Below are 10,979 nucleotides of genomic sequence, written 5' to 3'. Positions count from 1 at the left end.
TATGCTCGGAAACAGGATTGCGCCGCCTGCGCGCTGAAGCCGCACTGCACACCTAACCAGGCCACGCGAAAGATCTCCCGATCGCGGTACGAGCACGCGCGCCAGAAAGCCCGAGAGATCGCCAAGACCGATGCCTATGTCACTTCGGGATACGCCCGGAAGAAAGTCGAGATGCTCTTCGCTCACCTGAAGCGCATTCTTGGCCTCGACCGCCTTCGCCTCAGGGGACCAAATGGCGCCAAAGACGAGTTCCACATAGCCGCAACCGTCCAGAACCTCCGCAAACTCGCCAAGCTGAGGCCTTCAGTGGCCTGAGAAGTTGGCAGGACCGCAATGGCTATCCAATCCACGGGAAAACTGAGGCGAGTTTTTCAACAACATCCGCATGAAGGGGACGTTCGCGCGCTGCGGCACACTTGATGCCGACGGAAGTCTTGATGCGTGTAAGCCGCGACGCGTTTCCGCCGATAAGATCGTCGGCGTGACCGTGGACAGGGCAGCCGCTACTGGCGCCGGTTCGTTGCTCAAAGCGATAGCTTTATCCCAGGGACCACCGCAAACTGACACGGCAACCTAATGCACAGCCGGATCGCGGCCGTGTTGTTTTGAGAGAGCCCATCAGACACCGAGCCGGCATTCGGGTGGTCTGCGTCGCCGCCATGGGCCTCTCTTTCGCCACCGCCTCTCTTGCGCAAGGCGCATGGCCGAGCCCGGTCGGGCCTGACCAGCGCGGCTTCTCGGTGAAGAGCATGGACCCGAACACCGGTCCGCGGCAGGATTACCGCTACGCCGTCGGCGGAAGGCTCGACCGGGTCGAACGACCGGAAAAGTCTCCGAAATACGGTATCTTCGCCACTACGGGCGAATTGGTGCGGGTGAGCGCCACCCTGCACGGTCATCCCGGGAACAACTTGGCCTACATTCGGTAAAACTTCAGGTTACTTGATTTTGCGCCCTCTTTCAGGGTAGCGACTTTGGACCGTTAATTGCGCCGATTTTTGCTTGGGACAAACTCGATCAAGTTCTACAGACCGATCCGGCGAGAGATCGCGCCACACCCTTGGCCCGTGCGGGCAGCGGGCACAGCGCGGCGGCATGAGGCCACGAGATCACGCGGCCGGCCGCATCCGGCCGGGTGGAGACGACATGTGCACGCGTCCGGTCATGAGCCGTTGCCCAGCACGTGCGGGTGCCGCCGCGACCGGCGGACGCGCCCCGGCGCCTCAATCCTCGGCGGCGACCATCACGTGCGACGCCTTGATCACAGCATAGGCCGACTTGCCCTTTTCGAGGCCGAGCTCCTCCACCGCGTCGTTGGTGATCATCGAGGTGATGATCGTCCCGCCCCCGAGATCGATCCGGACGGTGGCGTTCACCGCGCCCTTCTCGACCTCGACCACGGTGCCCTTGAGCGTGTTGCGTGCGCTGAGTTTCATCGTCTCGTCCTTTTGAAAGTGTGTCGCCCCCAAGGTCTCGTTTTGTCGGGAAGATTCAAGGCCGAACGTACCGGAGTCCCGGCATGACGGGGGCCCCATTCCGTTGGACGCTGGACGAGCTGAACGGCGCGCTCGGCGATACCGGCACGCTGCTGCCGCTGATGATCGGGGCGATCACGGTCGGCGGCCTCGCTCCGACGCCGGTGCTGCTCGGCTTCGCGGTCGCCTATCTTGCGACAGGGCTGATCTACCGGCTGCCGATCCCCGTGCAGCCGATGAAGGCGATTGCCGCCCTCTTGATGGTCGCCGGAGTCACGCCCGAGGCAGTGGCCCTGTCGGGCCTGATGATCGGAGCGGTGCTGATCGGCCTCGGCGCGACCGGCGCGATCGACCGGCTGGCGCGGGTCGTGCCGCGTTCCATCATCGCGGGGCTGCGGGTCGGCCTGGGCCTCGCCCTCGGCTGGGTCGCGCTCGGATTGATGGCAACCGGGCCGTTCCTGGCGGTCGCGGCGCTCGCGGTGCTGCTTGCCGCGCGCAGGATCGGGGCGCCATCGGCGCTGGTCCTGCTCGTCCTCGGCGCGGCGTTCGTGCCGCTGGCGAGCGCCCCCGGCCCGTTGCCGACACATTCGTGGCCGCCCGCCCTGTTCGGACCGCAGAGCCTGACGGTCGCGGTGGGCGCCCTTACCGACCTCGTGCTGCCGCAACTGGCGCTGACGCTCACCAACGCGGTAATCCTGACAGCGCTGGTGGCCGGGGACCTGTTCGACACACGCGCCGCGCATGTCACACCGCGGCGGCTCTGCCTCAGTTCGGGGCTGCTGAACTGCGCGCTCGCCCCGCTCGGCGCCCTGCCGATGTGCCACGGCGCCGGGGGGCTGGCGGCGCACCATTCCTTCGGCGCGCGAAGCGGGGCCGCGGCGCTCATGCTGGCCGGTATGCTCGCCCTTGCCGCGCTGCCGGCCGAGACGAGCATGGCCTTCCTCGCCCGCTTTCCGCAAAGCGTCCTGGGCGTACTGCTTCTTGTCGCCGCCATCGAACTGGCGAACGATCCGCGCGTCCGGGATAGCCGGCCATCCTGCTATCCGGTGATCGGCGCGACCGCGCTGGTCTGCGTCGCCTTCGACCCGTTCGCCGGCCTGCTGGTCGGAACGGCCACGGAGGCGGTGCGCAAATGGACGCTCCGGCACCTGAAGCTTCGGGAGTGAGCGCGGCGGGCCGCCCCCGCCCGCCGAGGCTTCATTTCTTCTTCATCGCCGCCATCAAGGCATCGCCAAGGGCACCCTGACCGCCCGTCTGCTGGCCCTTGTCCAACGCCTTGCCCCTGGGGGCACGCCCCTTGCCCTTTTCGGGTCGACCACCACTGGTGCGCTCCTTGTCGGCGCGGCCCTTGTCGTCGCGCTTCGCCGGGGCGCCGCCCGCGCTTTCCTTGCGCATCGACAGGCCGATCCGGTTGCGCGGAATGTCCACCTCCGTCACGCGCACCTGCACGACGTCGCCGGCCTTCACCACCTCGTGCGGATCCTTAACGAAGCGGTCGGCAAGCTGGCTGACATGGACCAGCCCGTCCTGGTGCACGCCCACGTCCACGAAGGCCCCGAAGGCGGCCACGTTCGTCACCGTACCTTCGAGCCGCATGCCGGGCTTGAGGTCCTTGATGTCCTCGACCCCGTCGGTGAACTTCGCGGTACGGAATTCGGGCCTGGGATCGCGGCCGGGCTTTTCCAGCTCCGCCAGAATGTCGCGCACCGTGGGCAGGCCGAACCGGTCGTCGACGAAGTCGTGCGCCTCAAGCCCGCGCAGCGCCTCGGGCCGGCCCATGATCTCGCGGATATCCCGCCCGCAGGCGCCGACGATGCGCCGGGCGACGTCGTAGGCCTCCGGGTGGACCGAGGAGGCGTCGAGCGGCTCGGCCCCGCCGCGGATGCGCAGGAAGCCGGCGCATTGCTCGAACGCCTTCGGCCCGATCCCCGACACCTTCAGCAGCGCCTTGCGCGAGGCAAAGGCGCCGTTCGCGTCGCGGTGCGCCACGATGGACTGCGCCACCGAGGGGCCGAGCCCCGCCACATGCGCCAGAAGCGGCGCGGAGGCCATGTTGAGATCGACCCCGACCCCGTTCACCGCGTCCTCGACCACGCCCTCCAGCGCCTGCGCGAGCCGCCGCTGGTCGACGTCGTGCTGGTACTGGCCGACGCCGATGCTTTCGGGCGGCACCTTCACCAGCTCCGCCAGCGGGTCCTGAAGCCGCCGCGCGATGGACACCGCGCCGCGCAGGCTGACGTCGAGGTCGGGAAATTCCTGCGCGGCGAGCTCGGAGGCCGAATAGACAGACGCGCCGGCCTCCGACACCACGACCTGCTGGGGCGCCCTGCCCTCCATCAGCTTGAGCGTGTCGGCAACCATCCGCTCCGTCTCGCGGCTGGCGGTGCCGTTGCCGATGGCGATGATCTCCACCCCGTGCCGGCGCACCATCTCCGCGATCTTCGCCTGCGCGCCCTGAAGGTCCATCTTCGGCTTGAACGGATAGAGCGTCGCCGTCTCAAGCAGCTTGCCGGTCGCGTCGACCACCGCCGCCTTCACGCCGGTGCGGATGCCGGGGTCGAGCCCCAGCGTCGGCCGCGCGCCCGCCGGCGCGGCGAGCAGGAGGTCGCGCAGGTTGCGGGCGAAGACGGCAATGGCCTCTTCGTGGGCGCGGCGGCGCAGGTCGGTCAGAAGGTCCACGTACATCGTCAGCGACAGCTTCACGCGCCACGTCCAGTCGGCGGCCTCGCGCAGCCAGGTGTCGCCCGCCCCCTCGCCCTTGATGCCGATGGCCGAGCAGACGATGCCGACCGCTTGCGCTCGGCCGGTTTCCGGATCCGGCGCGATCTCGACGGTGACGACCTCTTCCTTGGCGGCGCGCAGGATCGCCAGCGCGCGGTGCGCCGGGATCTTCGCCCAGGCCTCGCGGTGGTCGAAATAGTCGCTGAACTTCGCGCCGGCTTCTTCCTTGCCGGGCGCGACCCGGGCCGTGATCTGGGCCTCGCGCTGCATGAACGCGCGCAGGCGGCCCAGAAGCTCGGCGTTCTCTGACAGCTCCTCGGCGAGGATGTCGCGCGCCCCGTCGAGCGCCGCCTTGGACGTCTCCACCGCCTCTCCGATGTAGCCTGCGGCAAGGGCCTGCGGATCGGCCGAACGGTCACCCTCGATGGCGCGCAACAGCGGCTCCAGCCCGTTCTCGCGGGCGATCATCGCCTTTGTGCGGCGCTTGGGCTTGTAGGGCAGGTAGATGTCCTCGAGCGTCGCCTTGGTGTCGGCAGCCGCGATGGCGCGGGCGAGCTCGTCGGTCAGCTTATCTTGCCCGCGGATCGACTCGAGGATCGCGGCGCGGCGCTTTTCCATGTCGCGCAGGTAGACCAGCCGGTCGGACAGCGTGCGCAGCTGCGTGTCGTCGAGCCCGCCGGTCGCCTCCTTGCGGTAGCGGGCGACGAAGGGAACGGTCGCGCCCTCGTCCAGAAGCGAAACGGCGGCCGAGACCTGCGCCGGGCTGGCCGCGATTTCGGTGGCGATGGTGCGGGCGATGCGAGTCGCTGTGGTGTCCAAGGGGCTCCTCCGGGATGGGCGGAGGACCGTTCTAGCGTTCCGGCACCTCCGCGCCAAGGGTGGTCTGCGGAGCATGGCCCGGTCCGCGCCCGCCCGCCGTGCCGAACGACTGCGGACCATGCGACCGGGGCCGAAGTCTCTTGTCCGGACGAAACGGCTGGGATAGCCAGAACCCGGCCGGACACACTGACCGGAGAGACGTTCGCGCCGCTCTTAGCGGTCCCTTAGCTCAACTGGATAGAGCAGCTGACTTCTAATCAGCAGGTTTGGGGTTCGAGTCCTCAAGGGATCGCCACACCTCCGGGCATGCCCCACGAAAAATCCCCCGACGGCGGTGCGGCGAGGGACTTGGATGTTCGGGCGGGATTGCGCTTCAGGACGCGCAGCCGGCCATTTCCTCGGCGATCGACCGGATCAGCGCCGGATAGAAGTCCGGACCCATCTCGATTTCGAATCCGAGCGGGTCGATGACCCCGGCCTGTCCCTCGGTGCCGTCGAGCACGGTGCGCACCAGGCGCTGGTCGAATTGCGGCTCCGAGAACACGCAGGCGACGCCTAGCTCGCGCACGGTATCGCGGATCTCCTCAACCCGTGCCGGGGTCGGGTCCGAGGCGTCGCTGAGCGAGATCGCTCCGGCGGCCGGAACGTCGAAGCGGTTCTCGAAGTAGTGATAGGCGTCGTGGAAGACCACGAAGTCGATGGCTCCGGCAGCCGAGAGTGTCTCGCGCACCTCGGCGATAACGCCGTCGATCTCGTCCTGTCCGGCGGCGGCGTTGCTGCGGTAGGTCTCCGCGTTCTCGGGGTCGAGCGCAGCCAGTTCCTCCGCGATCAGGTCGAGCCAGACCTTGCCGTTCTCGGGGTCGAGCCAGGCATGGGGGTCGACCCCGTCGTGGGCGTGATCGTGCCCGGCATGGTCGTCGCTCTCATGGTCATGGTCCTCGTGGGCTTCGCCCCCATGATCGTGGTCTTCGTGATCGTGGGTGTGCTCGGCATGGCCCTCGTTGTCGTGGCCGTGCTCCGCGCCCTCGTGATCGTGGTCCGCGTGATCCTCGGCCTCGTGATCGTGGTCCGCGCGGTCGTCAACGGCGTGCTCGTGCCCCTCGTGGTCATGTCCGCCGAACGTCGCGCCCTGCCTGAACTCCAGCGTCGTGATCCCCGGCGCATCGAGCAACTCGACGATCCTTGCATCCGACGCCAGAGTCTCGACCGCCCCGGCAAGCCAGGGTTCCAATTCCTCTCCGACCCAGAACACCAGGTCGGCCTGTTCCAGCGCGCGGGCCTCGGACGGGCGCATCGAGTAGCTGTGCGGCGAGGAGCCCGGCTGCACCACGGTCTCCGGCTCGCCCACTCCCGCCATCACGCGCGCAACGAGGCCGTGGACCGGCGCGACGTCGGTCGCGACCCGCGGAACATCGGCCGCCGCGGTGGTTGCGGCCGTCGCGGCCAGAGCACAGGGCAACAGGGATCGGCGAAAGGTCATGGACATCGTAAGCTCCTGTGATTATGTAACACGTATATCCGCATAGTCGGTATACTATAACGTATCAACCCCATTCTGCACAGGAGAGGGCGATGACGAGCCAGGCGTTCGAGACGCACGACCACCACAGCTGCATCGCCGATGGCGTCGCGGCGGCCGCGCAGATCTGCAACGAGCGGAGCCTGCAGTTCACGCCTACGCGGCAGCGCGTCCTCGAGATCCTGCTGTCCGAACACAAGGCGATGGGCGCCTACGAGATCCTCGACGTGCTGCGCGCCGAAGGGCTCGGCTCGCAGCCGCCGGTGGCCTATCGCGCGCTCGACTTCCTCACCCGGCACGGGCTGGCGCACCGGATCGAGCGGCTGAACGCCTTCATCGCCTGTTCGCATCTCGACAATCCGCACGCGCCCGTCTTCCTGATCTGCCGGTCCTGCAACCGCGTGGTCGAGGCGGAATCGGACCCGGGCAAGGGCGAGATCGGGCGCGCCGCGCGGCAGGCCGGGTTCGTCATCGAGCGCGCGGTGCGCGAGGCCGAAGGCCTGTGCCCCGATTGCGCGGAAGCGGCCTGAGCGTCGTGCCCAGCCCCCTTGTCAGCACCAGCGGCCTGACCGTCCGCTACGGCGAAACGACGGTCCTGCACGACATCGACCTGCACGTCGATCCGGGCGAGATCGTCACCATCGTCGGGCCGAACGGCTCGGGCAAGTCGACGCTGATCGCCGCGATCCTCGGCGGCGTGCCGCCCGTGCGCGGCCGGATCGACCGCGCGCCCGTCCTGCGCATAGGCTACGTGCCGCAACGGCTGGTGCTCGACCCGACGCTGCCGATGACGGTCGAACGGTTTCTCGGCCTGCCCCGCCGGGTGCCGGCGGCCCGGGCGCGCGAGGCGCTGGAGCGGGCCGGCGTGCCGGATATCGGCCGGCGGCAGATGGCCGCGCTCTCGGGCGGGCAGTTCCAGCGTGCGCTTCTCGCCCGCGCGATCCTGGAAGAGCCGCACCTGCTGATCCTCGACGAGGCCACCGCCGGGCTCGACCAGCCGGGCTCGGCCGCCTTCTACGAGCGGATCGAGGAAGTGCGCGCGGAAACCGGCTGCGGCGTGCTGATGATCAGCCACGATCTGCACGTGGTGATGAGCGCCTCCGACCGGGTGATCTGCCTCAACGGGCATGTCTGCTGCGAGGGCACGCCCGAAGTGGTCGCGGCGGCGCCGGATTACCGGCGGCTGTTCGGAGAAGGAACGCGGGGCGCTCTGGCACTCTACCGCCATCACCATGACCACACCCATTTCCACGACGGTCCGTGCGACCACGCCCACGAACAGGACGCCGCCCGATAATGCTCGACGATTTCATGACCCGCGCCGCGCTCGCTGGAATCGGCACGGGGCTGGCGGCGGCGCCGCTGGGCTGTTTCGTGGTCTGGCGCCGCATGGCCTATTTCGGCGACGCGACGGCGCATGCGGCGATCCTCGGCGTCGCGCTGTCGCTCGCCTTCTCGGTTCCCGTCTTCGCGGGGGCGATGATGGTCGCGCTGATCATGGCGACGGCGGTGTCGCTGATCTCGGGGCGGGGCTACGCGATGGACACGCTGCTTGGCGTCATGGCGCATTCGGCACTCGCCTTCGGCCTCGTGGGCGTGTCGTTCCTGGAGGGCGTGCGGATCGACCTGATGGCCTATCTCTTCGGCGACATCCTGTCAGTGTCGCGCGGCGATCTCGCGGTGATCTGGGGCGGCGCGGCCCTGGTGCTGGCCCTGATCGGCTGGCGCTGGTCGGCGCTGCTGACCGCGACGCTGAACCCCGACCTCGCCCGCGCCGCCGGGATCGACCCCAAGCGCGAACAGCTCGTCCTGACCCTCGCGCTCGCAGTCGTGGTCGCCGTGGCGATCAAGGTCGTCGGCGTCCTGCTGATCACCGCGCTGCTGATCATCCCGGCGGCCACCGTGCGGCCCTTCGCGGCGACCCCCGAACGGATGGGCGCGCTGGCCGCGCTGGTCGCGATGGCCGCCGCGTGGGCCGGGCTGCGCGCGTCCTACGCGCTCGACACGCCCACCGGACCGACGATCGTCTGCGTGGCGGCGCTGCTCTTCAGCCTGTCGACGACGGTCTCGGGGCTGCGGCGCGCGGCCTAGCAACGCCCGGCGGGATCGCCCGCGCCGCTGCGACCCGGGCACCCGGCGCCCTTGAAGACGCGGCGCGCGCACGCAAGTGTGGAAGGCGACGCGAAGGAGCTGCCCCATGCACAACAACCGCCCCGACCAGATGCCCGAGCTTCTGCACGCCCCGGCGCCCGAGGTCGCGGTGCGCGAGAAGCTCGAGGGCGGCCAGCGCTTCGTGATGCACACCGAATACGCGCCGGCCGGCGACCAGCCGGCCGCGATCAAGGAGCTGTCGGAACAGGTCCTGTCGGGCGAGCGCAACCAGGTGCTGCTGGGCGCGACCGGGACCGGCAAGACCTTCACCATGGCCAAGGTGATCGAGGAGACTCAGCGCCCCGCGATCATCCTGGCGCCCAACAAGACGCTCGCCGCGCAGCTTTACGGCGAATTCAGACATTTCTTTCCGGAGAACGCGGTCGAGTACTTCGTGTCCTACTACGACTATTACCAGCCGGAGGCGTATGTCCCGCGCTCGGACACGTATATCGAGAAGGAAAGCCAGATCAACGAGCAGATCGACCGGATGCGCCACTCGGCCACCCGCGCGCTGCTCGAACGCGATGACGTGATCATCGTCGCGTCGGTGTCGTGCATCTACGGCATCGGGTCGGTGGAGACCTACGGGGCGATGACGCAGGACCTGTTCGTGGGCCGCGAATACGATCAGCGCGCGGTGATGGCCGACCTCGTGGCGCAGCAATACAAGCGCAACGACCAGGCGTTCCAGCGCGGGTCGTTCCGGGTGCGGGGCGACGTGCTGGAGGTCTGGCCGGCGCACCTCGAGGATCGCGCCTGGCGCTTCTCCTTCTTCGGCGAGGAACTGGAGGCGATCACCGAGTTCGATCCGCTGACCGGCCAAAAGAGCGGGTCTTTCGAGCGCATCCGCATCTACGCCAATTCGCACTATGTCACGCCGCGCCCGACGCTCAAGCAGGCGGCCGAGCAGATCAAGAAGGAGCTGCGCCAACGGCTCGACATCCTCGTCGGCGAGGGCAAGCTCCTCGAGGCGCAGCGGCTGGAGCAGCGCACCAACTTCGACCTGGAGATGCTTGAGGCCACCGGCTCCTGCAACGGGATCGAGAACTATTCGCGCTACCTGACGGGCCGCGCGCCGGGCGAGCCGCCCCCGACCCTGTTCGAATTCATTCCCGACGAGGCCATCGTCTTCGCGGACGAAAGCCACGTGTCGGTCCCGCAGATCGGCGCGATGTACAAGGGCGACTACCGCCGCAAGTTCACGCTGGCCGAGCACGGCTTCCGCCTGCCCTCCTGCATGGACAACCGACCCCTCAAGTTCGAGGAATGGGACGCGATGCGCCCGCAATCGATCTTCGTCTCCGCGACGCCCGCGAACTGGGAGCTTGACCAGTCCGGCGGGGTCTTTGCCGAGCAGGTCATCCGGCCGACCGGCCTTCTCGACCCGCAGGTCGAGATCCGCCCCGTAGAGACTCAGGTCGACGATCTTCTGGACGAGATCCGCCGCGTCAGCCAGGCGGGCTACCGCACGCTCTGCACCGTGCTGACCAAGCGCATGGCCGAGGACCTGACGGAGTACCTGCACGAACAGGGCATCCGCGTGCGCTACATGCATTCGGACATCGACACGATCGAACGCATCGAGATCCTGCGCGACCTGCGCCTCGGCGCGTTCGACGTGCTGGTGGGCATCAACCTTCTGCGCGAGGGGCTCGACATCCCCGAATGCGGACTGGTGGCGATCCTCGACGCGGACAAGGAAGGCTTCCTGCGCTCCGAGACTTCGCTGATCCAGACCATCGGCCGTGCGGCGCGGAACGCCGAGGGGCGGGTGATCATGTACGCCGACCGCATCACCGGCTCCATGGAGCGGGCGATCGGAGAGACCAACCGGCGCCGCGAGAAGCAGATCGCCTACAACGAGGCGCACGGGATCACCCCCGAGACGATCCGCAAGAACGTCGAGGACGTGCTGGCGGGCGTCTACCAGGGCGACACCGACATGAACCGCGTGACGGCGAAGATCGACGACCAGCACCAGGGGTCGAACATGCAGGCGGTGCTGGACGGTATGCGCGAGGACATGCGCAAGGCGGCCGAGAACCTGGAATTCGAGGAAGCCGCGCGGCTGCGCGACGAGGTCAAGCGGCTGGAGGCTGTGGACCTTGCCGTGGCAGACGACCCGCTCGCGCGTCAGCAGGCGGTCGAGAAGGCCTCCGACGAGGCGACGAAACGGTCGGGGCGGTCGACAGCCGGACGGCCCGGCCAGCGCGGCGGCAACGTGCAGCGGCGCAAGAAGTAGGCCGGCGAGGCGGTGGGCAGCTCGCCCGCCTACAGGTCGGCGCACGTCC

At 68.4% G+C, this 10,979-nt stretch carries 10 protein-coding genes and 1 tRNA gene; 8 read left to right on the top strand and 3 right to left on the bottom strand.

Annotation, left to right across the window (positions count from 1 at the left end):
* Together F3H57_RS17090 and F3H57_RS22315 are read left to right on the top strand one after the other, a co-directional pair.
* Positions 1–315 (top strand): transposase (locus F3H57_RS17090; RefSeq protein WP_223163117.1); only part of this gene is annotated, 315 nt, incomplete at its 5' end.
* Between the two features lie 434 nt (positions 316–749).
* Positions 750–929, top strand: a complete 180-nt coding sequence (locus tag F3H57_RS22315; protein WP_188129725.1) for a hypothetical protein — start codon at positions 750–752, stop codon at positions 927–929.
* A gap of 294 nt (positions 930–1,223) precedes the next feature.
* Here the strand turns inward: F3H57_RS22315 and F3H57_RS17080 are convergent, their stop codons facing one another.
* Positions 1,224–1,436, bottom strand: coding sequence for a TOBE domain-containing protein (locus F3H57_RS17080; protein WP_149757259.1), 213 nt, complete (start codon positions 1,434–1,436; stop codon positions 1,224–1,226).
* A gap of 83 nt (positions 1,437–1,519) precedes the next feature.
* Here F3H57_RS17080 and F3H57_RS17075 point away from each other — a divergent pair, with 83 nt between their 5' ends.
* The gene (locus tag F3H57_RS17075) at positions 1,520–2,641 is read left to right on the top strand and encodes a putative sulfate/molybdate transporter (RefSeq protein ID WP_149757257.1); all 1,122 of its coding nucleotides are present in this window, start codon (positions 1,520–1,522) and stop codon (positions 2,639–2,641) included.
* A 31-nt stretch (positions 2,642–2,672) separates the two neighbouring features.
* Here F3H57_RS17075 and F3H57_RS17070 read toward each other — a convergent pair whose 3' ends face one another.
* Positions 2,673–5,015 (bottom strand): Tex family protein, encoded by a 2,343-nt coding sequence (locus F3H57_RS17070; protein ID WP_149757255.1) that lies wholly within the window; start codon positions 5,013–5,015, stop codon positions 2,673–2,675.
* Positions 5,016–5,233: 218 nt separating this feature from the next.
* Between F3H57_RS17070 and F3H57_RS17065 the strand changes: the two genes are divergently transcribed.
* Positions 5,234–5,310, top strand: a tRNA-Arg gene (locus tag F3H57_RS17065).
* A gap of 78 nt (positions 5,311–5,388) precedes the next feature.
* On the opposite strand, the gene F3H57_RS17060 is transcribed toward F3H57_RS17065, so the two are convergent.
* Complete coding sequence (locus F3H57_RS17060; RefSeq protein WP_149757253.1) at positions 5,389–6,501, bottom strand: zinc ABC transporter substrate-binding protein; 1,113 nt, start codon at positions 6,499–6,501, stop codon at positions 5,389–5,391.
* An 86-nt stretch (positions 6,502–6,587) separates the two neighbouring features.
* Here F3H57_RS17060 and F3H57_RS17055 point away from each other — a divergent pair, with 86 nt between their 5' ends.
* The 4 genes from F3H57_RS17055 to uvrB all read left to right on the top strand — a co-directional run bounded on the left by F3H57_RS17055 (position 6,588) and on the right by uvrB (position 10,930).
* The gene (locus F3H57_RS17055) at positions 6,588–7,064 is read left to right on the top strand and encodes a Fur family transcriptional regulator (protein WP_149757251.1); all 477 of its coding nucleotides are present in this window, start codon (positions 6,588–6,590) and stop codon (positions 7,062–7,064) included.
* Between the two features lie 5 nt (positions 7,065–7,069).
* Positions 7,070–7,831, top strand: a complete 762-nt coding sequence (locus F3H57_RS17050; protein WP_149757249.1) for a metal ABC transporter ATP-binding protein — start codon at positions 7,070–7,072, stop codon at positions 7,829–7,831.
* Positions 7,831–8,625: a metal ABC transporter permease gene (locus F3H57_RS17045; RefSeq protein WP_149757247.1), complete on the top strand. Its 795-nt coding sequence runs from the start codon at positions 7,831–7,833 to the stop codon at positions 8,623–8,625. The genes F3H57_RS17050 and F3H57_RS17045 overlap by 1 nt, the downstream gene beginning before the upstream one ends.
* A gap of 106 nt (positions 8,626–8,731) precedes the next feature.
* Entirely contained in the window at positions 8,732–10,930 is a 2,199-nt protein-coding gene (uvrB, locus tag F3H57_RS17040) for an excinuclease ABC subunit UvrB (protein ID WP_149757245.1), read from the top strand.
* Positions 10,931–10,979 lie beyond the last annotated feature (49 nt).

This window comes from Roseivivax sediminis, assembly GCF_900112685.1.
Classification (GTDB): domain Bacteria; phylum Pseudomonadota; class Alphaproteobacteria; order Rhodobacterales; family Rhodobacteraceae; genus Roseivivax; species Roseivivax sediminis.
Note: the sequence above shows the minus strand (reverse complement) of the source record. Positions and strands in the feature narration are given on the sequence as shown.